The organism is Nostoc sp., assembly GCF_036917655.1.
GTDB lineage: Bacteria > Cyanobacteriota > Cyanobacteriia > Cyanobacteriales > Nostocaceae > Nostoc.
Window position 1 is genome coordinate 69,445 of record NZ_JBALCY010000002.1, and the last position, 25,480, is coordinate 94,924.

At 42.3% G+C, this 25,480-nt stretch carries 24 protein-coding genes and 3 pseudogenes; 12 read left to right on the forward strand and 15 right to left on the reverse strand.

Features of this window, described 5'->3' with window-relative positions:
• Nucleotides 1-13 precede the first annotated feature (13 nt).
• From V7K30_RS00985 to V7K30_RS01015, 7 genes are all read right to left on the reverse strand, one after another.
• Complete coding sequence (locus V7K30_RS00985; RefSeq protein ID WP_334996241.1) at nt 14-706, reverse strand: hypothetical protein; 693 nt, start codon at nt 704-706, stop codon at nt 14-16.
• 507 nt (nt 707-1,213) lie between these two features.
• Nucleotides 1,214-3,274: a tetratricopeptide repeat protein gene (locus tag V7K30_RS00990; protein WP_334996243.1), complete on the reverse strand. Its 2,061-nt coding sequence runs from the start codon at nt 3,272-3,274 to the stop codon at nt 1,214-1,216.
• A gap of 857 nt (nt 3,275-4,131) precedes the next feature.
• Nucleotides 4,132-6,060: an aspartate kinase gene (locus V7K30_RS00995; protein ID WP_334996245.1), complete on the reverse strand. Its 1,929-nt coding sequence runs from the start codon at nt 6,058-6,060 to the stop codon at nt 4,132-4,134.
• Between the two features lie 250 nt (nt 6,061-6,310).
• Complete coding sequence (locus V7K30_RS01000) at nt 6,311-6,826, reverse strand: ABC transporter permease (protein ID WP_334996434.1); 516 nt, start codon at nt 6,824-6,826, stop codon at nt 6,311-6,313.
• 23 nt (nt 6,827-6,849) lie between these two features.
• Nucleotides 6,850-7,113, reverse strand: coding sequence for an ABC transporter substrate-binding protein (locus V7K30_RS01005; RefSeq protein ID WP_334996247.1), 264 nt, complete (start codon nt 7,111-7,113; stop codon nt 6,850-6,852).
• Nucleotides 7,114-7,122: 9 nt separating this feature from the next.
• Nucleotides 7,123-7,743 carry an ABC transporter substrate-binding protein gene (locus V7K30_RS01010; protein ID WP_334996249.1) on the reverse strand — a complete coding sequence of 207 codons (621 nt, stop codon included), beginning with the start codon at nt 7,741-7,743 and terminating at the stop codon, nt 7,123-7,125.
• A 121-nt stretch (nt 7,744-7,864) separates the two neighbouring features.
• Nucleotides 7,865-8,347, reverse strand: a complete 483-nt coding sequence (locus V7K30_RS01015; RefSeq protein ID WP_334996251.1) for a tetratricopeptide repeat protein — start codon at nt 8,345-8,347, stop codon at nt 7,865-7,867.
• A 285-nt stretch (nt 8,348-8,632) separates the two neighbouring features.
• Here V7K30_RS01015 and V7K30_RS01020 point away from each other — a divergent pair.
• From V7K30_RS01020 to V7K30_RS01035, 4 genes and pseudogenes are all read left to right on the forward strand, one after another.
• Nucleotides 8,633-8,893, forward strand: a pseudogene (locus V7K30_RS01020) (GTP cyclohydrolase II); the annotation flags it as partial.
• Between the two features lie 146 nt (nt 8,894-9,039).
• Nucleotides 9,040-9,135, forward strand: a pseudogene (locus V7K30_RS01025) (hypothetical protein); the annotation flags it as partial.
• Between the two features lie 46 nt (nt 9,136-9,181).
• Nucleotides 9,182-9,337: pseudogene (locus V7K30_RS34140) on the forward strand (uracil phosphoribosyltransferase); the annotation flags it as partial.
• A gap of 280 nt (nt 9,338-9,617) precedes the next feature.
• Complete coding sequence (locus V7K30_RS01035) at nt 9,618-10,022, forward strand: DUF2294 domain-containing protein (protein WP_334996255.1); 405 nt, start codon at nt 9,618-9,620, stop codon at nt 10,020-10,022.
• Here the strand turns inward: V7K30_RS01035 and V7K30_RS01040 are convergent.
• Nucleotides 9,985-10,386, reverse strand: coding sequence for a response regulator (locus tag V7K30_RS01040; RefSeq protein WP_334996257.1), 402 nt, complete (start codon nt 10,384-10,386; stop codon nt 9,985-9,987). The genes V7K30_RS01035 and V7K30_RS01040 overlap by 38 nt on opposite strands.
• A gap of 390 nt (nt 10,387-10,776) precedes the next feature.
• On the reverse strand, nt 10,777-12,093 hold the full coding sequence (locus V7K30_RS01045; RefSeq protein WP_334996259.1) for a CCA tRNA nucleotidyltransferase: 1,317 nt from the start codon (nt 12,091-12,093) through the stop codon (nt 10,777-10,779).
• An 86-nt stretch (nt 12,094-12,179) separates the two neighbouring features.
• On the opposite strand from V7K30_RS01045, the gene V7K30_RS01050 reads away from it, so the two are divergent.
• The 4 genes from V7K30_RS01050 (at nt 12,180) to V7K30_RS01065 (ending at nt 16,370) form a co-directional block, all read left to right on the forward strand.
• Nucleotides 12,180-12,428 (forward strand): Ycf34 family protein, encoded by a 249-nt coding sequence (locus tag V7K30_RS01050; protein WP_292790237.1) that lies wholly within the window; start codon nt 12,180-12,182, stop codon nt 12,426-12,428.
• Nucleotides 12,429-12,744: 316 nt separating this feature from the next.
• On the forward strand, nt 12,745-14,145 hold the full coding sequence (locus V7K30_RS01055; RefSeq protein WP_334996260.1) for an esterase-like activity of phytase family protein: 1,401 nt from the start codon (nt 12,745-12,747) through the stop codon (nt 14,143-14,145).
• 356 nt (nt 14,146-14,501) lie between these two features.
• Nucleotides 14,502-15,161, forward strand: coding sequence for a tRNA (adenosine(37)-N6)-threonylcarbamoyltransferase complex dimerization subunit type 1 TsaB (gene tsaB / locus V7K30_RS01060; RefSeq protein ID WP_334996262.1), 660 nt, complete (start codon nt 14,502-14,504; stop codon nt 15,159-15,161).
• 243 nt (nt 15,162-15,404) lie between these two features.
• Complete coding sequence (locus V7K30_RS01065) at nt 15,405-16,370, forward strand: hypothetical protein (RefSeq protein ID WP_334996264.1); 966 nt, start codon at nt 15,405-15,407, stop codon at nt 16,368-16,370.
• Here the strand turns inward: V7K30_RS01065 and V7K30_RS01070 are convergent.
• Nucleotides 16,354-16,491, reverse strand: coding sequence for a hypothetical protein (locus tag V7K30_RS01070; protein WP_334996265.1), 138 nt, complete (start codon nt 16,489-16,491; stop codon nt 16,354-16,356). The genes V7K30_RS01065 and V7K30_RS01070 overlap by 17 nt on opposite strands.
• Nucleotides 16,479-17,396 carry an AEC family transporter gene (locus V7K30_RS01075; RefSeq protein ID WP_334996436.1) on the reverse strand — a complete coding sequence of 306 codons (918 nt, stop codon included), beginning with the start codon at nt 17,394-17,396 and terminating at the stop codon, nt 16,479-16,481. The genes V7K30_RS01070 and V7K30_RS01075 overlap by 13 nt, the downstream gene beginning before the upstream one ends.
• A gap of 102 nt (nt 17,397-17,498) precedes the next feature.
• On the opposite strand from V7K30_RS01075, the gene V7K30_RS01080 reads away from it, so the two are divergent.
• Both V7K30_RS01080 and V7K30_RS01085 read left to right on the forward strand, forming a co-directional pair.
• Entirely contained in the window at nt 17,499-18,302 is an 804-nt protein-coding gene (locus V7K30_RS01080) for a M15 family metallopeptidase (protein ID WP_334996267.1), read from the forward strand.
• Nucleotides 18,303-18,376: 74 nt separating this feature from the next.
• Nucleotides 18,377-19,534, forward strand: coding sequence for a DNA cytosine methyltransferase (locus V7K30_RS01085; RefSeq protein ID WP_334996269.1), 1,158 nt, complete (start codon nt 18,377-18,379; stop codon nt 19,532-19,534).
• On the opposite strand, the gene V7K30_RS01090 is transcribed toward V7K30_RS01085, so the two are convergent.
• The 3 genes from V7K30_RS01090 to mrdA form a co-directional block, all read right to left on the reverse strand.
• On the reverse strand, nt 19,497-20,246 hold the full coding sequence (locus tag V7K30_RS01090) for a hypothetical protein (protein ID WP_334996271.1): 750 nt from the start codon (nt 20,244-20,246) through the stop codon (nt 19,497-19,499). The two genes, V7K30_RS01085 and V7K30_RS01090, sit on opposite strands and share 38 nt — an antisense overlap.
• Entirely contained in the window at nt 20,224-20,475 is a 252-nt protein-coding gene (locus V7K30_RS01095) for a helix-turn-helix domain-containing protein (RefSeq protein WP_334996273.1), read from the reverse strand. Before V7K30_RS01095 ends, V7K30_RS01090 begins: the two co-directional genes overlap by 23 nt.
• A 182-nt stretch (nt 20,476-20,657) precedes the next feature.
• Nucleotides 20,658-22,505, reverse strand: a complete 1,848-nt coding sequence (mrdA, locus tag V7K30_RS01100; protein ID WP_334996275.1) for a penicillin-binding protein 2 — start codon at nt 22,503-22,505, stop codon at nt 20,658-20,660.
• Nucleotides 22,506-22,714: 209 nt separating this feature from the next.
• Here mrdA and V7K30_RS01105 point away from each other — a divergent pair, with 209 nt between their 5' ends.
• Both V7K30_RS01105 and V7K30_RS01110 read left to right on the forward strand, forming a co-directional pair.
• The gene (locus V7K30_RS01105) at nt 22,715-23,842 is read left to right on the forward strand and encodes an ABC transporter ATP-binding protein (RefSeq protein ID WP_334996277.1); all 1,128 of its coding nucleotides are present in this window, start codon (nt 22,715-22,717) and stop codon (nt 23,840-23,842) included.
• Between the two features lie 225 nt (nt 23,843-24,067).
• The gene (locus tag V7K30_RS01110; protein ID WP_334996279.1) at nt 24,068-24,517 is read left to right on the forward strand and encodes a hypothetical protein; all 450 of its coding nucleotides are present in this window, start codon (nt 24,068-24,070) and stop codon (nt 24,515-24,517) included.
• Nucleotides 24,518-24,639: 122 nt separating this feature from the next.
• Here the strand turns inward: V7K30_RS01110 and V7K30_RS01115 are convergent, their stop codons facing one another.
• A complete protein-coding gene (locus V7K30_RS01115; protein WP_334996281.1) occupies nt 24,640-25,413 on the reverse strand; it encodes an MlaE family ABC transporter permease in 774 nt (257 codons plus the stop codon).
• Nucleotides 25,414-25,480 lie beyond the last annotated feature (67 nt).

Here is a 25,480-nt window from a genome sequence, read left to right on the forward strand (position 1 = left end):
ACAAAACTTGAGGTTATAAACGTATGGCGTAGCAGCGTAGTCCATTTAGTTTGGTACTAATAGAATCTTCGATTTTGTCGCTTGCGTTATCTTCTACAGTTCCGCCCTGTAGTTGCAAAATATCGTTAGCTTGCGTTTCCAGCAGCCAGTCATTAAACTCTGTACGACTAACGCGATCGCCTATTTCTCTCCTGATGCGATAAATTGGTACCAGATTATTAAAGTTGTACTCATAGTTCAACTTGTCGTAGACTTCCAAAGTCACTAACTTAAACTCGTCGTAAGATGCGATTCCTTCTCTTCGAGACGCTACGTGAACGGAAAGCTCCGCGATCGCACTCTTCCCATTAACTGATACATCTGCACCAGTTACCGCAACATCAATCTGACTAATCCACTTCACCAACGCATTCGCCGCCCAAGTTCCGACAATCGTCCCCTCAAACTTAAACTCGCCACTCCTCAAACCCTCACCCAATACCTCTAAACCCTTGCCAGATGTCAGAGAATATCCCTTTTTGGAGATTGCGATCGCACCCTGCTTCTGTAATTCCTCGAATATGTCCTGATAATCTGCTACCTTCTGGCTTTTGGATACAATTCGGTCATGAAGTTGACGTTTGTTCACTTCTTGCTGCGTTCCTCCCAAATTCCACAAAGCCAAAAGGAGACGAGTTCTAGTTTGGGGTGTATTTTTTGATGTCATATTGAGTGTATTTTTTGACAATATTTATCGTAGCGGCTGTATCTTTTTAATTTATTTACCCTGAAAAAATAACCGAGAAATTGCTGAATATTTCCGCGTTTCAGCTAAATTGATTAATCAAAAATCAACAAGATCAAGACTTATATCATGTCCGCATAATTAGTTACGATTCCCACAGTCATTGCACCCCACCCCGCCAAAGCTATGCTTTGTCTCCCCTCCCGAAGAGCGGGGAGGGGATTAAGGGGTGGGGTTCTTCGGGTTTAATAAGCAATCAAGCGGACATGATATTACGCAGTGAAAACCTGAAACCTCGATCCCCCTAACTCCCCTTTTTAAGGGCAGGCTGTTTCATCCCACAAAGTCCTGCCTTAAAAAAGGCTTGCTCTAATTCCCTCCTTTTTAAGTTAGGGAGAATCAAGCCTTAACTCAAGCGGATTGGGACATATTGGGCTAATAGTATAAAAGGAATAGTCCCAAAATGGCATTACTGTATTGAGTCATAGCTTAATTTTTTTCTCTTTTCCCAGATTTAGGACGAGTAGTTGGCGCTGGTGCTAAATTATTTTGCAGAATTGCAATTTCTCTCTGTGCATCTTGATAACTATCTTGTTCCCCTTCCTGTTGGAATAGTTTTGCAGCTTTGTTGAAATCTGCGATCGCACCCTGTCTATTTTTCTGCTTGGTGCGAATCACACCCCGGTTATAGTAGGCTAAGGCATTGTTAGCATTAATTGCGATCGCTCGTGAATAATCTTGATTTGCAGCTTTTTTATTTCCCAGTTCGAGATAGGCATTACCACGGTTATTGTAAGCTGCTATATTATTAGCATCTAGTTTCAGCGCTTCGGTGTAATCTTCAATAGCGCCTTTATAATCTCCAAAAGAAAAGCGGTGAATACCTCTGTGAATATAAGCTGCAATAAATTTCGGATCAATCTGTAAAATAGCGTTGTAATCTTCACTAGCTTCGAGTTTATCTCCCAAATCGCTGTAAACATCACCACGATTAAGATAGGCTTCTATATATTTGGGATTGATTCTAATTGCGTCTGTGTAATCTTTAAGTGCTATATATTTTTGTTTATTAATAGATTGAGTTAAACCCCTTTGATAAAAAGCTTTAGCATCATTAGGATTAATCTTAATTACTCTATCAAAATCTTCGATTGCTGCTTGTCTAAGTTTGAGGCGACGGCGGAGAATCCCTCGCTGTAAGTAGGCTTCGGTATATTGAGGTTTGAGAGCGATCGCTTTGCTAAAATCTCCGATTGCCCCTTTATTATCCTTCAATTTAGCACGAGCTAACCCCCGGCCATAGTAAGCGTATGCATTTTGATAATTTAACTTAATTGCTTCGGTATAGTCAGCGATCGCTTCTTTGTATTTACCTAATTCAGAAAGAGCAAATCCTCGGTCAAAATAGGCATTAGCATCTTGAGGATTGAGCGCAATTGCTTGGCTAGAATCTGCTTGTGCTTGCTCGTAGTCTCCTAATCGATAATAAGCATTGCCTCGCCTATTATAAGCCAGAGCGTTTTTTGGATCTAATTCAATAGCTTGATTGAAATCTTTAACTGCTTCTTCATAGTTTCCTGCCTCATATTTATTTACTCCTTCTTGATATAATTTTTGTTCAGCATTATTTATAGGTTTTGGCAACCTCAATTGCCATGCTGCAATACCAAGCATAATACAGCCAGCTATCCCTGTCAGAACTAGTAATAATTTTTTATGATGCTGTTTTTGCTGATCGTGGTCAACATTTGTTATCTTTTTGAGATCATCTAAAACTTCGGTCGCATACTGATAGCGCTTGCGATAGTCAAAACGCACCATCCTATTAATAATTTTTGCTAAATTACTGTTAACTTTGAGATTTTTGTGACGCCAAACTATTTCACCTGTCAGTTTATTTTTCTGAGTTCGCAAGTTAGATATTTCGTTTACAGGTAAACCTAGAAGTGCTGCGATCGCAACTATACCTAAAGCATATATATCGCTGTTGTATTTGAGGTTGCCGTTCACTTGTTCTATAGGCATATATTCGCGATTGTCAACGGTATTAGTGATGGCTTCATTAAAAGTACCAAAATTAACCAAAACTAACTTTTTATCTGATTCCCTGCGAATAATATTTGCTGGTTTAATATCCCGATGAATCACGCCATAGCTATGTACAATCACCAAAGTTTCTAATATATCTGATAAAAGAGTAATAACTTGGTCTTCCCTTAGAGGTTGTCCGAGGATAATTTCGTCAGTTAAAGGAGTACCGGGGATAAACTCTTGGACTATATAGAATTCTTCATTTTCTTCAAAACAAGCAATTAGCTTTTGAATTTTATCGTGTTTCTGTCCTAGTGTTTCTAAAGTTGCTGCCTTACTGTCAAACAAGCGGCGCAGTATTGTTAAAGTTTGAGGATTGCTACTAGGCGGATGTAACTGCTTTACTACAAATTGGCTGCCAGGAAGATTAACATCTTTAACTAGATACGTTTTTCCCTTTTCACCATCATTGAGAACGTTTAGTATTTGATAATGTCCATCTAGTAAATGACTATTCATTAATATAAATATAGTCTTATAAATTGTTCGATTATAGCTTACGTGTTATTAATTAGGACTTACGCACTGAAAACCTGAAACCTCGATCCCCCTAACCCCCCTTAAAAAGTAGGGATCTGAAAAGCTCCCTTTTTAAGACAATACGCTTGGGTTAGCCTCAAAAATCTTAAACTGCGTAGGTTGGGAAGCCACTGCGCCCTTGCGGTTTCCCGACTTGTACCCCTACGGGGAAGCAAGCTACGCGCAGCGTCTCTCCTTCTCACATTGGGAGAGGCTAGCGCCCGCCGTAGGATGCCCGTTCGCAAGAGCGCGTCTCCTTTAGGAGAAGGGCTGTAGGGCTACGGTGTACACACAAGTCCTAAAAACCTAGCTTGATTAGGCTTGACTCGTTCCCATGCTCTGCATGAGGAATGCATTCATTGAGTCTCTGACTCAATATCTGACTGGAGGCAGCAGCCTCTAATCAACCATTCCTAGCTTTGCATGGGAACGAGAGAACAAGGAGAAATGAGAAATCGAGCTTTTTTCGACTTGTGTGTACACCGTAGCCTAGAAAGAGAGAGAGGAACAGAAAAAATAAGCTTTTTAAGCCTCTCTCCGCTTTGGGGATAGGTTTGGAGAGGGTCAGTCCAAATCTATCGAACTAACTTAACATTGCAGGTCGATGTTATGCCATTGCAGGTCAATGTTATGCTATTGCAGGTCGATACATTAGCAATGCGGTCGATGTTATGCCATTGCAAGTCAATGTTATGCCATTGCTGGTTGATGCATTAACATTGCAGGTCGATACATTAACAATGCAAGAAGAAAATAGTCTCCGTATCCACAACAAAGAGGGGGGTTAGAGTCAGGTTTTACGCTGGTACTACAAATTTCTCACTACCAGCCAGTCCAAAAGCAGTATGAATGGCTTGCAAAGCTTTAACACCTTGCTCTTGCGCCACGACACAACTAATTTTTATTTCTGAGGTGGCAATCATTTGAATATTGATTTGGTGTTGGGCTAGCGCTTCAAACATTTTAGCGGCAACACCTGGTTGTCCCACCATCCCTGCACCTACAATACTTACCTTAGCGATCGCACTATCTAAAACAACTTCACCCCATCCTAATTCTGCTGCTACTTGCGTAAGCATTTCTTTTGCACTTTCCCCATCCAGCCGCGAGACTGTAAAGGCAATATCTCGTCTAGGAACACCATCAATCACCCGACAGCGCTGAGATTGGATAATCATATCAACGCTGATATTATGTTGCGCTAATAATCCAAACAGCTTCGCCGCCATCCCTGGCCGATCAGGCAATTGGCGAATAGCAAGACGCGCTTGGTTCAAATCGAGGGCAACACCGCGAACGGGGGGGGTGGGGGAGGAGTTAGGAGTACAGACGCGATTAATCGCGTCTGTACAGGAGTTAGGAGTAGAGACGCGATTAATCGCGTCTGTACAGGAGTTAGGAGTAGAGACGCGATTAATCGCGTCTGTACAGGAGTTAGGAGTTAGGAGTTCTTCCTTACTCCCTGCTTCGATCTCAAAGGCGGTGCGGAGTGCAGTGACAGCGCGATCGCATTCGGATGCATCTACTACGCAACTTACTTTCACTTCGCTGGTGGAAATCATCTGGATGTTCACGCCTGCTGCTGCTAAGGTGGCGAACATTTTTGCAGCTACACCGGGACGGCCAATCATTCCCGCACCTGCGATGCTGACTTTGGCAATGTTATGTTCTACCATTACCTCGGCTTCGTCAAATTTGGGGTTAGATTGACTCCTCAATGCTGGGGCGATCGCTGCTGCTACTGCTTCGGCCCGTTTTAATATTGGTGTGGTGACAGTAAAGGCAATGTCATTACTATTACCTTCATGAACTGACTGAATAATCAAATCTACGTCTACTTTTTGCCGAGAAATTTCACCAAATAACCTTGCTGCTACGCCTGGTTTGTCGGGTACGCGCAACAAAGCTACCTTTGCTTGGTTAGTGTCAAATTCTACAGCATCCACTGGACGGGCAATTTCTAGATTGATCAGCGATCGCCCTTGGGGTTTAGCTGATGTTACCCAAGTACCGGGGGCATCTGTCCAGCTAGACCTAACCACGAGGGGTACACCGTAGTTCCGAGCAATTTCCACAGCCCGGGGATGCAACACTTTTGCTCCCAAGCTAGCTAGTTCCAACATTTCATTGCAGGTGATGGCATCCATCAACTGGGCTTCGGCAACTAAGCGGGGGTCTGTAGTTAAAATCCCTGGAACGTCTGTATAAATTTCACAAAAACTTGCTCTTAATGCGGCTGCGATCGCCACTGCTGAGGTGTCGGAACCACCACGACCCAAAGTCGTAATTTCCATCTCTCCGCCGCTAGATGTACCTTGGAAGCCTGCTACTACAACTACTTTACCTTCATTTATGTGACGAGTTAGGCGAGTAGTTTCAATATGCAAAATCCGAGCGCGGCTGTGTTCAGCTTCAGTAACAATTCCTACCTGAGCGCCAGTCATCGAAATTGCAGGTTGTCCGAGTTCTTGTAATGCCATACTGAGTAAGGCGATCGTTACTTGTTCGCCAGTGGAAAGCAGCATATCCATTTCCCGGCGGTTAGGATTGGGAGAAATTTCATTAGCTAATTTGACGAGTCCATCGGTGGTTTTGCCCATTGCCGAAACCACTACTACCAGAGAGTTTCCAGCTTTAACAGTTTTATAAACGCGCTGTGCAACAGCTTGAATACGTTCGACTGAACCGACAGATGTACCACCGAATTTCTGAACTATGAGCGCCATAACTTTTAGTCAATCAATTGTGTCTGTTTTGCTCAATGCTCCGCCGGGTTAGGAAGCTTTGAAGCTATTACATAGATATTTAGTTTACTAAACATTGTGCAAAATACCCCATCATAATTGATTATTCAAAAACTACATCTTCGGAAAGTGCTGCCATTGTTTTCTCAAAATCCACGCAAAGGAAAGCGCAAAGGTTCGCAGAGGAGTTAACTCTCTAAGCTTGTACGTCTCTGCGTGAGAAAATCCAAAGCTAGTTTTCATGTTTAATAGCAGTTTCATGCCACTTACCTAATATAAAGTCAGAGAAGGCACTCAAGCTGACAAAAATTAATACACCCAACCTGATTGTGAGAAATAATGCTGCAAACATCCGAGGAATTTGTAAGTTGTAGCTGGATATTAAAATGCGGTAAGCTATTCCAGATTTGGCCCCACCAGTCCCGGCGACAAATTCGGCTACGACTGCGCCAATTAATGCTAAACCACCGCTAATTTTTAAACCACCTAAGAAATAGGGCATCGCACTAGGTAAACGGAGATATAGCAGTGTTTGCCAGGGAGAAGCTTTGTAAAGTTGAAATAAGTTGAGCAAGTTTCGGTCAACGCTGTTGAGTCCTAATGTAGTGTTGGACACGATGGGGAAAAAGGCAACAATCCAGGCACAAACTACTAAGGCGGCGAAGGTATTATTTTTTAGCCAGAGAATGATTGTAGATGTTAAATAAATATTCCTGATAAACACTGGGAATACAAATCTGAATGGTATCGATTTGAGTTTAGCTGAACAACTTAGTTACTATAGACAAGTTGCTCATCGGTCATTTCTGGATTATCTTTTTTAATTAACTGATTCCCTGGTTGCAGATTTTCTAGATAGCTATACCAACCTTTAATTGACGCATCAACAAATCGTTGCACTAATTCTGGTTTTTTTTCTACTAGTTCTTTTTTTGTTTCGATAGTGGTTGCATATGGTTGATAACCAAAATCTGCTAATAAAAATACCACTGGCTGAAAACCGCTCTGCTTTTCAATAGCAAAGGGTTCAGACATAATATAACCTTACTGGGCTGAGTTTTTATCAATCAGAAAAGGAGCAGGATTAAAGTTGTAGGGACGTTTTTGATCTTCGGTAAAACCATATTTTGCTTCGAGTAAAGGCCAATAGGTAATGTTAGCAGAAGCAGAGACATAAATTGGTTTGCCTTTGAGGTGGGCAAGGGTTTTAATTGCTGGGTTGGGATGTGCAATAAGACACCAGGGGTCTTTCTGGAAAATTGCTGCGACTGTGATTTTGGGAATACCTTGTGCTATGGCGTTCACGGCATCCATGCTATAACCCATAAAGAAATCTACCGCATCCCTCATCAACAATTGAGTATCACTAGGAACCTGGGGACCACCCATTTTGATAGTTACATCTAAACCGTAGTCTTTGTAAATACCAGTGGCGTAGGCGCAACCCGTCGTAGACATCGCCTGGTAAAATCCGCCGTGTTCTGCTTGTGCTATCCAGTTTGTACCAAATGTAACTTTATCCAACCGAGAATTGCTAGTTGACGGTTGGTTACTGTTAGTACAAGCAGCAATGACGCTACTACCAATCCAGATAGAACCGTATTGAATAAAATTGCGGCGACTAAGGCGATGAATTGCTGTTGATAAGGGTGATGACGGATTCATAAAACAGTATAATGCTTTCTTCTAAGCTGTCTTTGCTTGAATTCGCATCTAGCTGACTGGTACGATGCTTACCCGATAGCATTTATTCTCTACGAGACGCTACACGAACATTTTGAATTGCTTATCTGCTGTTGTAGCTGAATCTAAATGTACATTCTAGAATCAGCTTTTGATTCACTAGCGAATAGGGCTGAATTTCTAGAGCGCGTCGAAAAGCTTGGATTGCTTCACCATACTCTCCTAGTGCCGCATAACACAAGCCCATACCGTGAAGTGCTCCAAAATGTATTGGATTTATCTGCACAACCATCTGACAATCTGCCAGAGATTTTTGATAATCACCAATACTGTAATAGAGAAAAGCCCGGCGATTCCAGGCTTCGGCAAAATCTGGCTGGTCTTTAATTAGTGCCGTCAGCGCTGTTTCTGCTTCAGTAATTTCACCTGCATCCAGTAACTTTTGACTGCGGTCAATTATTTCCAGCCCATAGATTCCCTTTTGCTGAAACCAAATCCGCCAGATTTTTCTGGTTGCCTTTTCGCGGACTGTGGCATCCGGGTTTTTCAACTCTTCAAGTAAGGAATTGATAGATAAAGAATCCATGAATTTGAGATCAGTGAATATACCTTTGTATTAACTTTCTCACAAAATATATCTATTCAATCATTTTTAAAGTCATCTTTAAATTTGCGGTGATTAATTGATAATTATGAATTTCCTGTGTTATTTCTTATATTCAGTAATACGGCTAATACCATACTCGACATCTAAAGTCATAAGTGGTTGGTCATTAGGATACCAAACTTTAAAAATAAAAACTGACTATAGGTAGTTGACAGATCCCTAGTGACTAATAACTGATAACAACATCACAAAAAACTAATGACTATGCCAAAGCAAAACGAGGTTTCTAGGCATATTGTTCTTACTTCCCATCCTAGTCGCTTTGGTCCTAAACCAATTTCCACTGAATGGGGAGTAGCCGACCCTATGGAACGTGGGTAGATTATTGCTACGCTAACTAAGCAGGCACATCGAAACGTGATTGGCACTCACTCTGGCAGTTATGCGATTTATCGTGCTCTAGCAGTGGCTAGCGGTGCTTTGCAGTCGGTTCATCGAGCGGATCTGACAAATACATCCCCAGTAGAGCATATTGCAATACGCTTGGGTTAAAGCCAAAAACCAAAACTAGCGTAGGTTGGGTTGAGGGACGAAACCCAACATTTTCAGGACTTTGTTGGGTTTCACTACGTTCAACCCAACCTACAATTATCCTTAAGTGAACCGTATTGGAGCATATTGGGCTTCACCCTAGTTGGGCCGACCCTGATAAAATAGTATCCCTCGACCTATTTGGAGCGCTGGCATCTGAGGTTTTTGCATCCTATTAGCAACAGGGATATGATATTCGTCCAACGATCGCCATCACTCAAGCACACATCAATTAAGTTTGTCTGCTTACTTGCTGCACCATCAGGGATCGAGCATTTTTGTGATGTACATCCTCATGTGCCACTGTATACCGCCGCCATTGATGAGCATTTGGATGAACATGGCTATATTATTCCTGGGTTGGGAGATGCAGGCGATGCCTACGCTTGTTTGGCACAAAATAAGCTGAGTACCCATGAGCAAACGATGATCAATGCAGTAATTAACCGGACACTGGATGAATTGTCGATTAACAACTTTTGCATTCGTCAAATTTGGTAATTTTTAAGAAACAAATCCATAGCAAATACATCACATTGATACACTAACTTAATATATAAAATTGATAATTTTCTCAGACTCTTCCCTAATCATTTACTATAATATTGAATACTTAGACTCTGAGACTCGAACGATAAATATTACATCGTAGCTGCTAATGGTACAAACTAATATTGCACAATTAGAAATAGAAATATCACAGAGGATGATAAAACTATACAATGATAGAATAGGTAAGCCTCCTAGCCAAATCATTTGCCATTTTTTTGATACTGAAATTGTAATTTCTCTAGAAAACTCTGTTACCCAAGCTGAACAAACTCTACTGAAGGGAGGTTATGATAGTTTAGCTGAACAAGTACGATTGTATTTAGATAAAATAATTAAACCAGAATTGAAAAATTTGATTGAGGAAATTATTGGTCAACCTGTCCTTTACCTCATGACAAACACAAATTTAGCAACAAGTCGGACTGGGATTATTGTAGTTTTCAATCAATTACCTGATGTTCGTAATCCTGAATCTATTCCCCAGGAAAATATAAATAATTTAGCTGACTGATGTGGCGACTGATAACCACTTCTAATTGATTAAAATCATAGGGTTTAGTAATGCTATCATCAAATCCTGTGAGCATCGTTGAGTCATCATCTTGTATCATTGTTAGAGGTGTTACTGCAATGATTGGGATATTAGCAGTTTTTGAGTCGTGTTTGAGGTTATCAATAACTCGGTTCGCACTCAAATTAGATAGCATCATGTCTAGCAGGATTAAATCTGGTTGATGAGTTTGTGCCAATATCACAGCCCTCACCCCTTGTTTGGTACATATGCATGAAAAATTTAATATTCCTAGATGAGAATTAAGTAGCTCTAAATCATGTAGATTCTGTTCTACAACCAAAATTAAAGGCTGTCCATTCATAAGCAGCTAATCCTGTCCAAGAAAGGCTAGGCATAAAGACTCCACCCATCAGGAAAAGTTAGAGGTCTTTTTTTGTGGTAAGTGCTTAAGTAAATCTACAAGGCTGGCTTCAGACCACTAACTAGAGTATGAAATGAATCGGCTGGTGTATAATCCATTAGGTTGTCCATCGGCGCTGAATTTTAGTGAAGAATATAACAAGGCAGTCATAATATCAAGCAAATAGTAGCATAAGTGATGCATATAGCTGCAAGAATTGACTAAATGAGCGCGATTTTCTGGCAAGTAGGGGACAGCTAATGCCCTTGGGGTTGCGATTTATCAGCCTTACCCAACAATGCCAAAATTGCAATCGCCTCTGTTGCATCACCAGAAATTGATTAAATATATTTAACCCTCAAGTAACTGACGTGCAAAAGCGATCGCCTCTGTTGGTGTTGAAACTTTCCCCTCAGCTTGTGCTACGCCAATTTCTGTCAACAGGTGGCCGATGATTGGCGTAGCTGGAATATCTAATGTTATAATCAACTCCTTCCCGCTGACTAGTGGAGTGGGATGAGCGACCAGATCATCAGGGTTCAAGTAGCGGTTAATCAAAGGTGCCAAGACTTGGTAGCGCCTTGCTTCGGTTTCCTCTGTTGTAGCCACTGCTGTGTGTAGTGGCTTGTCACCAGACATCGCCTCTACCAAATTATCAAGTGCTACAGCTAGCACTGCCATAGCGGGAAACACCATATCTGCGTCATGGAACAAAAAGTATTGTTCTCGCAAGGACATATCTACTACTTGAAGTTGCGGTAACAGTTTCAGAGCAGTGGTTACACCCCGGATTTCGGCACGACTATAAGTTAGTTCCTGTAGCTCTATTTCTGCTAATTCCGGGTTTGGGTTGACAAGACAAGCAAGTTTGGCAATACCTAACCAAGTGGTTTTGATCCTATCGCGGACATATTCTTGCAGTTGTGCCCCTAATTGTTGCCAATTTTGGGTGAGTAAGGCAGCTGCATTGTCAACTGCTGCTAGTTTGATCAAGCTTTCACGGGTGGCATTTTTGAAGAAAGGGGCAAGTAAACCATCTTCCCAAGCGCTTGTGATCCAGGGAGTACCCTGAGAATTTGCCAGTAGATAGCCAATTTCTACCCTAACTCGTTCGGCTGCAACTTTGCTGATATGTGATGCCAAAGAACGAATTGCGGCTTGGGTAGCTGGCTCAATAGTAAAACCTAGTTGGGCGGCTTGGCGATAACCTCGCATTAACCGCAAAGGGTCATCTTCTAGGTTCGCTGGTGATATCATTCGCAAAATGCCCTGTTGTAAGTCTAGATAACCTTGCAGAGGATCGATGATTTCTTGGGTATGCGGATTATAGGCGATCGCATTTACTGTAAAATCTCGTCTGTGCAAGTCAACTTCTAAACTATTTCCTTCCTGTTGGGCAAAATCAGCTGTGGCGTGGGGAAAAACCACACGGGCAATTTGTCGTTCGGCATCGAGTAACACAAAACCAGCTTTGTAATGACGAGCGATCGCTCTCGCTACCTTTACCGCCTTAAATGGTATAACAAAATCTAGATCCAGATATTCACGAGTTCTGCCAAGGATAGCATCTCGGACAGCCCCACCTACCATGTAAGCGGGTTGTGGCAGCAATTCCAAGCTAAAAGGCCAATTTTGGGGAGCTAAGGTAGAAAGAACTGACTCATGCATTGTAATAAAAATCAACCCAGCAACTCATGAATAATAGTTGGGCTTAAGTTAGATTAACAATAAAGGCCCCTGGAGTTGGTTCTATTATGTGTATTTGCGTGAACTGCCACTATGTAGACAGCTGTTTTACCTATCATGCCGTAGAAGGGCAGCACCAACAGCCTCACTTGACTGAAACACCAAATTTTGATCCGAATGAACCTTCTATCAATGTCAACATTCGGACTAAAGAGGATGTAATTGAAATGGAATGGGATGTTGTTGGTTGTCTGAGCTTTAAGCGGGAAACGGGTAAGTGGTCGAAGTTGCGTCCTGGTGAATTAGTGCCGACTTGATAGAAAATGATGAGTGTATCTTAAAGCTGACTACTGCACCAAACAGCAGTAGTCGTAGATATTTTTGTAAATAACTATAAGGGTAACTTTACCCGCATTTTTCATAAGTGAGAAATGCGGGTAAAGTTTGTACTCTCGTTTGCCTTCTTATGCCCAGTCCACAGCCCCACCTAATACTGGCGGGCATTAGCTATTTATGAATTAACTTTTGCTTAATCTTTACTTAAAAATAGCTTAATCTTGAGGCATACATAATGACAAAGTAAAAAAAATACAATATCCCTCAGTAAATATTGCCCCTAGTAGGAATACTGATATGCTCAAGAGAAATCTCTTTCTGTTCTTGTTAGCGTCATTTTTTGCTGCCCCCGCCGCCCAAGCAGAGGTTAAGCTGATCGCGATTGGGAGCTTGAGTGGTAACATTAGAGACCTCTCCAACAAAACGTCCGCTCCGCTCGAAAGCGGTGTTCCGGGAAACCTCCTCGGTGGTTTTGGGTCAGGATTAGCCTACGCTGGCCGTAACACCTTCATCGCTATCCCAGATCGGGGTCCGAATGCCAAGGCATACAATAGCGCTGTGGATGACACAACATCTTACATCAACCGCTTCCAAACCATCAGCGTGAAACTCGTACCAAGCCGACTTGGTTCAGCGTTACCCTTTACTCTTACTCCTTCTCTAATTGACACAACCCTGCTATCGAGCAAGAAACCTCTAGACTATGGGACTGGGATGGGACTGGGGCTGCCGAGCGGCGTCCCTGCCCTAAATGCCAAGAATACCTACTATTTCACTGGACGCTCAGACAACTTCGACCCCAGCCAGATATCGACCAATCCCAATGATGCCCGCTTCGATCCTGAGGGCGTGCGTGTATCCAATGACGGTGAGTCCATCTTTATCTCCGATGAATACGGCCCCTATGTGTACCAATTCAACCGCGAAACAGGTAAGCGCATTAAGGTCTTTACGCTCGACAGCAAGTTCGCAGTCAAAAACTTAAGTCCTGTTGGTGCTACAGAGATTAGCGGTAACACGTCTGGACGTGTTGCGAACAAGGGTATGGAAGGACTTGCGATTACCCCTAATGGCAAGACTCTAGTCGGCATCATGCAGAGTCCGCTGATCCAAGACGGTGGTACTAATGGCGCTTACACCAGAATTGTTAAGATCGACATTGCAACAGGTGCCACCAAGGAATACGCCTATCAGCTAGATAATATCGGCACCGCAGCTAAACCGAAATACCCGACAGTAAGTGAGATTTTGTCCATCAGCGATCGCGAATTCCTAGTAGACGAACGAGATGGTAAGGGATTGGGCGACGGCTCTCAAGCTGCCTTCAAGAAGATATACCGTATCGATCTGACGAATGCTCAAGAAGTAAGTAATATCACCGGGGAAAACAATCTCGCTGGTAAGGCAGTTGGCAAAACCCTGTTCCTTGATGTAGTAGCTACGCTCACTCAGAATGGAATCAAAGCAGAAGACATACCTGCCAAGCTTGAAGGTTTGGCTTTCGGATCGGATGTGGTTATCAACCACGTGATCAAGCATACGCTTTTCATCGCCAACGATAACGACTTCATTGGCACCATAACGTCGGATGCTTACCATCCAGCAGGTATCGACAACCCAAACAAGTTCTTCGTCTTCGCAATTGACACTACTGACATTCCAGGCTTTGTACCCCAGAAGATTAAAGGGGGGTATTGATATCCGGCGTTCCTGAAAAGAGCATTCAAAAATAAGATTGGCTACTTACAGCAGTTTTCACTTATTTGAACCACATCTATCATAGGGAATATTGCTCATGGGTGTCAACTTAAGCTAAAACCCTTTTAAAACCTCGTTTCCAGCCAGAGGCTGGAAATGCTGCTCATTGCGGCTCTGCCGCTAGTCTTGAGCCGATAGCCCCCATTAAGCATTCCCAGTTTCAGACTGGGAACGAGACAATCTTCTGTCAATAGCACAAGAAAAAAAGTGTAGTCTATTCAATTAAGAACCGCTATGTTATATGCTTGAATGAATAAATCATGTTAACTCTATAAAAATAGATATTTTAAGTAACTTTGACAACGGAACTAGAAGACATTGCAATAAATAAATACGCATTGGCACTACACACCACCACTCCCGAATTAGGTTTGGCAATTAGTAATCTTGTAGGCGATACTCGCTCTCAAGTTTGGAATTTGGGGCGTGATTTATCTAGCTTAATACATCAATATTTAATTGAATTTATCAAACCGCAAACTTGGGAAGATTTGTCTTATATCGCAGTTGCAAAAGGCCCTGGCGGCTTTACGGGAACTCGGATTGGTGTTGTCACTGCTCGGACTTTAGGGCAACAATTAGATATCCCTGTATTTGCGATTTCAACTTTGGCTGCGGTAGCTTGGTCAGAAGCAGGCAAAAGTCAAAATTCCAAAACTATTGCTGTGGAAATGCCAGCACAACGAGGTCAAATTTTTGCTGCTATTTATCAATTTGAGCCAGATGGTTCTAAACTAAGAGCGTGTTTGTCAGATAGAGTGTTGACACCAGAAGCATGGCAGGAAACTTTAGCGAATTGGAACACTAATTATCAGCTAATTCAAGCTCAATCTGGGTTAGCAGCGACAGTGACAAGTATTTTGGAACTAGCTAATCTCGATTGGCAAGAGGGCAAATGTCCTAATTGGTCAGAGGCTTTGCCATATTATGGGCAGCATCCAGTACAGGGTGCATAATGCTTGTAAATTGCTCCCGAAGGTGGATATCGAGAAAATTCCGTCTAATAACTATAGCAATTCTAAATGAGATAAAAACTAATAATACATTTATACTAAGCTGAATTTCTTTATTAATCACCAATAATTTGATTTTCCTAAGCTGCATTTGTATGCACACTGTTCGGATCTCAAATAGGATTGCTATAGTTAGGTTGCATATAGTTATGGGCTTATCATGCAGTAGAGATTGAGAATCTTCCTATGAAAGTGTTTATAAGTTGGTCTGGTAGAAAGAGTCATCAGGTTGCTAGTGTATTACGTGACTGGCTGCCTTATGTAATACAGGCTGTTAACCCTTTTGTCTCTTCTGGAGATATTAGCAAAGGCGAACGCTGGGGCGATGTGCTTGCTAAAGAGCTTGAAGATACAGAATTTGGCATTATCTGTATAACATCCTATAACGTTAGAGCACCTTGGCTAAACTTTGAAGCAGGAGCATTATCAAAATCTATTGATCGCTCATTTTTGTCACCATTTCTCTTTCGTGTTGAGCCTTCTGAATTACAAGGGCCTCTGTCACAGTTTCAATCCACAGTTTATGAAAAGGAAGATGTATTCAACTTGCTATCCAGCATCAACAAGAGGTTAGGCATTGAGAGAAGGTTGGAGCATGAAATTCTCAGAAAAACGTTTGATGTTTGGTGGCATGAACTCAAAGAAGCATTAGATAGAGTTGAGGAGAGCGAAGAGGGTGAAACTGAAACTGGGTATAAATGGTTATACACTCCAGGCAACCTCGGTAAAATTGAGGTAAATGCTGATTGTAAGTCAATTTGGGTCGTTACTCCCTCTCCCTACCAAGATTTACAAAATACCTGCGTCAAAAACGTGGTGCAGAAAAATATAGGGCGTGGAATAAGATATACATTTATCCTCCCATCTTCCGATACAACAGAGGAAGTCACGGAAACACTCCAGCACACTTTTTCATCACACTTAGAGCAGATGACTATAAAGGAAATCCCTCATCAAAAATTTCACAGTTTAGCTGTTACGCATTACCTTGTCTTGAATCCTGAAGAAGACGAGCATTATACGCTGAGGGTATTTCTTGAGTTGCCCCTTAAAGAGCGTGACTATTGGATAGAAGTGGACAATGAAGCTGCTTTCGGCTTTGCTAGTCGTTTTCATAAGATGATAGAAGAGGAGATCAGCGACGCCAAATAGCCCGTCGTAGACATCGCTTTGTGCGAATGGATAGATACAGCACATCCAATTTGTGATAGCTTTTTCCTGGGGTTTTAAGCGATCGCATCACAGCGCATAAATCCCAAATCAAAACAGCCACAGCCAAACTGGGAGAGTAACCAGCAATACTATAGCCCCAGCAGCTAAGGCAGTAACTGCCAGATCGCGATCGAGATTGAATGTCTCAGCAATTACAAGTGTGGCGAAAGCTGGAGGCATGGCCATTTGTAGGACAATGACTTTTGCGATCGCTCCAGTTAATCCAAACAGAGGTAGAATACTGCCCAATATCAAGGGAACTAGCAACATTTTGATTCCCAAGCTCATCCCTGCTTGTGGTAGGCTACACCAAGATTTGAGCAGCGCCAGCCGCATCCCAATTAACATCAAAGATAAAGCTACGACACTCCAAGCAAATTTCTCTAACCAGAATTCCGCAACTGTGGGAATTGTCACCTGCCGAAACAGCAAGCCAAATCCGAAACCCCAAAGGGCAGGATTAATTAAGATGGATTTAGCAATCTGCCAATGATTATGTACACCGCCGCCAAAACGCGCTGCTAATAACACACCCAAGCCATAAGTTCCTGGGAATGAACCGAACAAATCGTAAAATAGCGCCCAAGCAAAGTATTCCTTGCCTACAATTGCTAAGGTAATGGGAAAGCCAAGATAACCTGTGTTACCCAACATTGCTGCTAATATCAAGCTAGCCTGAGTCGATTGTTGAGGGACAGTATTTTTAAAATAGGCTTGTCCTTTAATTCCTAACCAAGCTAAAAATGCTCCTAGTAAAATGGCGAGATAAGCGATCGCGGGTGCAATCCAAATTTGCCCCGACAAGCTAGATTGACGCAAAAAAGATACTATGCTAATGGGTACTCCCACCCAAAAAAGAAATCGTCCCAAACGTGTAGGAACTGTCACAGGTAATTTGCGTCCCAGAATAAAACCTACCAGGACTAATCCTCCCAGCTTGACGTATAGTTCTAAAAGGTTTATCAAGATTGCGCCTAAGAACCACAGATGTAAAATGCTACCTGTTACGTCTACTTTTGTCCAGTGCAAAATCTGTTATGGCTATCCCACAAAAACAGGAGTTTACCCTTGAATAAGGCTGGGTTTTCTGGAAAACCGCAAAACTCATCGAATGACCTTGGTGATGATATTCCAGTGGCTGTACGCGATACCCCTGTTGCAGCACCTAAAATGTGGTTGCAACCCCGAATTCTGCTGATTGGGGGAGTAGTGGGATTTATCCTGCTGGCTTTAATTAGCGGTTTTTTGTTTTTCGTCACCGCACCCAAAAAAACCGCCGATTCTCAACCTTTACCAGCTACTTCTGCTCCTGCAACTCCAGCACCATCTAATAATTCTAGCGATACTGTGTTAGGGCATTTTCCATACCCAGAAGCCCCGGAGTCAGAACTAGTAACCATCTCCGCAAATAGGGGCATTAGAATGCGAAAAGCTGCTGCCCAAAAGTTTGAGGAGATGGTAGCAGCAGCGCGGAGTGCAGGTGTAATTTTAGTACCAATTTCTGGCTTTCGCTCAGTCAAAGACCAGGAGCAGTTGTTTTTTGGTGTCAGTGCCCAGCGAAATCAGACGCCAGCAGAACGAGCTGCCCTCAGCGCTCCTCCTGGACATAGCGAACATCACACAGGTTATGCTGTGGATATTGCAGACGGAGCAGTACCAGCAACTAATCTCCAAACCAACTTTGACAATACCAAGGCTTATCAGTGGCTGCAAGCAAATGCAGCGCGTTTCAGCTTTGAAATGTCATTTCCTAAAGATAACGTTCAAGGTGTGAGTTATGAGCCTTGGCACTGGCGTTTTGTAGGCGATCGCAACAGCTTGGAAATGTTCTACAAAGCCAGAAATTTGAAACCCGCTAAGTTGCCTCAATAAAAGTTGATCTAGGGATTACTATCTTTATAAAGGAGTTGCTTGACGATATATTCTGAATACTATAGTATTCAGAAATGATACACAAGATTATTGACTTATTTGCTGGTGCTGGCGGCTTGACAAAAGGCTTTCACATGGCGGGCTTTGAATCGCTATGTGCAATCGATGTAAATGCAAAAGCCTTGACGACCTATAAGCACAATTACCCAAAAACTAAAATCATTCATCAGGACATATGTAAGGTTAGTCCTGATGACTTACGATTAGCGTTGGGCTTGCGGCGAGAAGCACCAATACTGTTGATTGGCGGCCCTCCGTGTCAGGGATTTTCCAGAAATATTCCTGCTGGTTATCGCTACCTCAATGATTCCCGTAACCTGCTATATCGAACGTTTTTGGAATTCGTAGAGGAGTTTAGACCCCTTTATGTCGTAATGGAGAACGTGCCTGAAATCTTGAAAGCTTACAATGGCGTAATTAGGGAAGAAATAACAGAAAAACTAGAATCATTGGGCTATAAAGTTGTCTCTTCATCATTAAATGCTGCACATTATGGAATACCACAAACGAGAACCAGAGCTTTTTTTCTAGCTAGTCTGGATAACTCCCTTCATTTTCCTGAGCCAACACATTTTGGTGATATTAGGAGTGACTATAGAACTACAAAATCTTGTAATCAGCTTAATTTATTAAAGGCAAATATTTCTCCAATTGTCACAGTTAGAGATGCGATTGGAGACTTACCACCACTAGATGCAGGACAAGACTATGACGCTGAAGTTTATCCTTCTCCTCCACAAACTAGATATCAAGCGATGATGCGTCATGAAAGCATAAAAATTGTTAATCATGTTGCTCGTGCTTTGAGTCCAATTCAATTTTCGAGAGCTCGCGCTCTTTGTGAAGGACAAGATGCTAGGGACTTACCTGCTGAATTAGCTCCCAAGAAACACTACAGCGGTGCATACGGGAGACTTTACTGGGATAAGCCAGCGAGAACTATCACCAGATGGGTCTTCCATCCAGGATCGGGTAGGTTTTTTCATCCTACTCAAGATCGAACAATTACAATACGCGAAGCTGCAAGATTACATTCTTATCCAGATGATTTTCATTTTTTGGGAACATATACTGAGATGGCTTCTCAAATTGGTGAATCTGTACCTCCCCTACTAGGTAAAGTGATAGCTTCATCTATTCTTCAGGCTTATCCTCAGAAAACTGCGTATTGATTTGATCTTGCAAAGCAGAAAGAACTGTCTCCACATATCGATCAAGTGTAAGACGAGTTCTGGCAACTGTAATACGAACCGCCTGTGTAGGAATAGCCCTAGCTCTGAAAAGTTGTTTCTGATTTTTGTACCAAACCAATTCTGTTTTGCCTGCAACGCTTCCCTGTAGTCCAGCCCCTAATCCCCCAGTAGTTTTATCTACCGTCCAAGCCCAAGAAAACGTATTTGGGTCAAGAGGATTGAGTGGAAAATCGCAGTAAATATACTCATAGCCTTTGATAGTTTTTAGTAATATTCCTTCATAACTATTGATAACGCTCTGTGCTGCCTGACTCAAAATAATCTTTTCGTTCCAATGTTGGATAATGGCTGCTCCAAGCTCATTAGGCAAGGATTGCTCGGTCAGACCAGGAAAACCCAGTTGGACAGCCTTCTTGATGACATCCGCTCTCTGAATGACAAACAAAAATGGATTTGCAAAGTTGAGGCTATTTAGTTGGAGGGATTTGAGTGACCAACCAGTTTTAGTCACCAGGTCAACAGCATCATAGAGAAGTTTGCTACGTCCCAGAGCCGGATCTGATAAAGGAATGTTCTTGACATAATGAAAAATTGCTTCCCACGTATAATCTTCTATCGAGCCGATGACTGGAGATGCAATGGTAGCAATAATGGCTTGGCTTAATCTTTCAATTTCGTTGTCCGTCAACACTCAGGGATTCCTCTACAGCTTGTAAAAACTCACTCATGGTCATACCTAAAGCATTGGTAATATGGCTGAGAACTCTAACAGATGGACTTTTTAGCCCTCGCTCAAGCTGGCTGATGTAAGTCCTATGCAGACCTGTCACTTCTGCAAGATACTCCTGTGACCAACTTTTCTCTGTGCGACGACGCTGTAGTTCTAGTCCTAAAATTTGGTCTAGTTTACTGGGCTGCATAAAGAAAAAGCGTAGAATTTTGAATACAAAAGTTTTACAGACTAAAGTATTCAAAATAGCCTGATAAGCGACACAACAAAGATGGGCGTAAATCCACCTACCATCTCAATTAACAAGACTTGGGGCTTAACAAGTTGCTCTGAGCAACTGGTTAAAGGTAGGCAAACTGACGCCATAGTGTACTAGTCTCCAGTGCCATGTCCTGAACTCTGAGTTTTAGCTTCTGATGGATCGGGCTGAGGTTTTTGATACTTACCTGGATACTTATGCTGAAAATAAGCTTCTAGCACTTGTAAAACCATCGGGCCACAAACAGTACCACCATGTTCGCCAGTATTTTCCCCAAAGGCCACAACCGCAATTTCCGGCTTATTACTGGGGGCATAAGCACCAAACCAAGTATGATTTGGGCGACCACCACCAGCTTCAGCAGTGCCACTCTTTCCAGACGCTGGGGGAATTGTCGGCACGTTCAAGCTCTTACCTGTACCCTCACTCACCACCTTCCGCAGTCCGTCGCGGAGAACTTTGATAGTTTCCGGCTTCATATTCAAGGATTCTCGCCAACTTTTTGCGTCTTCGTTGTCTTTGAGCAAATGCGGCTGAACTCGATACCCGCCATTAGCAGGGACAGAAAACATAATCGCCGATTGCAGGGGTGTCACTTGCAAAGCCCCTTGACCAATTGACATATTAATGGTATCACCGACACTCCAAGGCGTTTTCAAAACTCTCTGCTTCCATGTTTCATCTGGAACCAAGCCTTTTGATTCTTCGTTAGGAAATTCAATGCCAGTTTTTTGACCAAATCCGTATTTGCGACTCCATTCGATTAAAGTTGGGCCACCGACTTTTCTACCAACTTGATAGAAGAAAGTATCACTACTCATAGCGATCGCTCTGGGAAATCCCAATGGCCCAAATCCAGCGTGGTTCCACTCACCAAAAGTTACTCCCCCAACAGTCAGGGAACCAAAGGTCTGTAATACTGAGTCTGGAGAGAATTTACCCGATTCTAGTCCAGCCGTCGTAGTGACAATTTTGAAAGTACTGGCGGGTGGAAAGGCACTCAGGGCGCGATTGACCAAGGGATGATCTTTAGCTTGCACGCTTTCCCAATCTTGCTGGGAGAGTTTTTGTTTGGAGAAAATATTTGGGTCAAAGGTGGGGTAAGATACCATTGCTAAAACAGCACCATTATTCGGATCAATTGCTGCGATCGCACCTCGGTGATTTCCCAAAGCTTTTTCTGCTGCCTTTTGCACATCCAAATCTATAGTCAGGTGCAAATCGTTACCAGCTTTTGCCTGTTTCTCCCCCAAAACCCGGATTGGTCTGCCTGCACCATCTACTTCCACCTGCTGACCGCCCCATTCGCCCCGCAGCGCTTTCTCATAAGCCTTTTCCACCCCCATCTGACCGATTACATCTCCCAGCCGATAGCCTTTCTGCTTCTTGTCCTTTAACTGGTCGGCGGTCAATTCTCGCGTATAACCTAAGACATGTGCTAATTGCCTACCATGAGGGTAATAACGTACAGAATCTGTATTAATTTCTACTTCAGGAAGTTCATTTTTATACTCCTTTAATGCCGTGATTTCTGCTTCATTTAGATCACGAGCAATCCGAATGAGTGAAGAAGAATTAGCACCAGCTTGTTCTAATTTCTTTTCCATCTCATCTTGCGGAATGTTGAGAATTTGCGCTAGACGCGGGCCGACTACAGACCAGGAAGGCTTAGTATGTGCCATCGGCCACAAGTATACAGAGCTAGGATAGCGAGTACTAGCTAAAAGTTTACCGTTGCGGTCAAAAATATTTCCCCGTTCGGGTTGTTTGAGAATCATCCGAATTCGGTTCGCTTCGGCTCGTTCCCGGAGTTTTGACCCTTCAACAATTTGCAAATATGCCAAACGTGCCCCAATACCAGCGGTCATTAATAGGGTAAATACGATTAAAAATATTGATTGGAAACCACGTCCAACTGTACGGGTATCTTTTTTACTGCCAATTGATGGGAATAAAGACATAAGACAAAGAATGAATTCCAAGAGCGGTATTATCTGTACACAATTACCCTAAACTCATGCCCAGTACTGGGTATGAAAGAATTGGGCGAGTATATTCTTGAACAATTGTTTTTGGCGGATACAATAAACCAAAGTGTCAAATCTAGTCTGCCCAATAGACTACATCAATTGACAAACTCACGTAATATCACGGCATTCTACTGAGGATTATGGCTCAAATTGTCATGCAGAATCAGAGGGGGATAACAACTTTTCAGCCACTTGATGTTGAACTGCGTAATGTCTTCAAGTTTTTTAACCAAGAACCAGCAGTAAATGGAATCGACTTGGATGTCAGACAAGGAGAATTTTTTAGTATTTTAGGCCCCTCCGGTTGTGGTAAAACAACAATACTGCGCTTAATTGCTGGGTTTGAAATCGCTGACGCTGGCAAGGTGTTAATTCAGGGTCAGTCTATGACTAATGTGCCGCCTTACCGCCGACCCGTCAATACTGTATTTCAAAGTTACGCTCTATTTAACCACCTGAATGTCTGGGATAACATCGCTTTCGGACTGAGGTTAAAAAAAATACGCAAATCGCAAATTGAAGCTAGAGTCCAAGAAGCTTTAAAACTCGTGAAAATGGAAAGTTTGCGATCACGCTTTCCCAATCAACTTTCTGGTGGTCAACAGCAGCGAGTTGCCTTAGCAAGGGCCCTAGTCAACCGTCCCACCGTTGTCCTACTGGATGAACCTTTAGGGGCGTTAGATTTAAAACTGCGTAAGGAAATGCAAGTTGAGTTATCAAATTTACACAAAGACTTGGGTGTTACCTTTGTGATGGTGACACACGACCAAGAAGAAGCATTGTGTTTAAGCGATCGCATTGCTGTGATGAACCAAGGCAAAATTGAACAAGTTGGCACTCCCAGCCAAATTTACGAACGTCCTTGCACATCTTTTGTTGCTGATTTTATTGGCGATACTAATTTATTCAGCGGTGAAATCGTCGCGGTAGACTCCTCTAATGTGAAAATTTCGACAAAAACGGGACTTTCAATTGTTATTAGCCGCGTTGAAGACACACCATCTGAATTATCACAAGCGGTGGTAGTGAGTGTGCGCCCAGAAAAAATACAGCTTTCGCTTTATCCACCCAATTTGCCAGCTAACTGCTTTGAAGGACGGCTTGTCAATGTTATGTATTTAGGCACACACGTTAATTATGTTGTGGAATTAACAAATGGCATTAGGATTAATGTGTTGCAACCTAATACTTTTGGCGGTTTACCAGACCGCGACACGCCCATCTATGCTTGGTGGGCAGAAAATGATTGTTTAGCTATTAGTCAATAGTTATAATAATCTGCCTTAATTGGTAAAAGGATCACTTTCTTCAGTTCTCTCGCCTGGTAAGGAATTCACTTACAGCAAGAAATTATTAGTTTGCTCGATCTGTTACCTAATTTTTATAGCGACCTGATGGATAATTCTTCTTAGTCAAATCCTATGGGTGGAACGGTGAGTTATAACATTTAGTAATGGAATAAGACCTTGACCCCGTACTAGTAATATCAACCCATGTCAATTTTGAAAAGAGTTCCTTGGGTGTCCCTGGCGCTAGTACTGCTTAGTTACAGTACTTTGGGCTGGGTAATATCTGAAACACGTGCCCCTCTGTTTGTATGGCTGGTAACTGTGGTTGCTATTTTGCTTTTAATAGTAACGTTGACCGCTCCCTGGCCAAAAATGACATATTACTTCAGTATTTTGCTTAAATCAAATACGAGGTCTTTCGGCGTTGCCGTTTTAGCAGCTTTCTCGTTTTTTATTATGATTGCCTGGTTTGGGGTATTTCTTGATACCTTACTCATTATTTCAGCGACTATATTAGTCAGGATAGACTTTCAAAGAGCGGGTCTTAGGGAAGGGCTAGCCTTTTCAACTGCGTCTATCTTTTCATTGACAGGTTTGGCCTTGGGTGCGCTAATCTACAAGTTAATATATTCTCACATTCCACTAAGGTCATGAAGTATATCCAAAAAAGCTAGCCATCGCTTCAGAATCGATATTGCTTACTTAAAGAGTTCTTTTTGGCTCAGATTCCCGACTGTTTTAAGAAGTCGGGAATCTTTTTTAATACTTGCTTGGGTTCAAAATGCAGGCTGTTCAAACAGCAGCAGAGAGAGGAAAAAATCCATAATAAAAATTGATACCCAACTAGTAACAACTGCTTTTGTTGCCGATTCTCCTACTTCCTTGGCTCCCCCTTTAGTAGTTAACCCCCAACTACAGCCAATGACAGCAACCAGCACTCCAAAAATGAACCCTTTTAGCAAAATAATAAACAAATCTGACGGTTCTAAAAAATTTCTCACTGATTCTAAAAATGTCTCTGGAATAATTTGGTAAAACTGTGCTCCGGCAAAAACTCCGCCGATGATGCCCGTAACTAAAGCCAAAATGGTCATTAAAGGCACCATTAAACTACAAGCAATGACTCTAGGAAGTACTAAATAATCAATTGGATCAGTTTTGAGCATATAAAGTGCATCAATTTGCTCCGTAACCCGCATTGCACCTATTTCTGCTGCAAAAGCAGAACCGACTTGTCCCGCCATAATACTAGCTGTCAAAATTGGAGCCAATTCTCTACAAAAAGCTAAGGCAAAAGCACCTCCCACAGCATCAACAGCCCCAAATCGGACTAATTCCCTCGCCGTTTGAATAGTAAAAATCATTCCGGCAAAACCGCTAACAAGGAGAACTGGAGAGATAGAAACTGGCCCAGCAGTCACCATATGTTGCAGAATCTTGCGGTAGTACGTTTTTCCTTGGAGTAAATGTAGCCATACTTGACCGAAAAGCAGTACTGCTGCAAAACAGCGTACAATCTCAGATTGCTCAAAATTTGTTTTTAGTCGCAATTTTATCGTCCTTAAGACTGACTTTTTTTGCACATATGTGATCTCAATTATTCAAAATAAGAATACA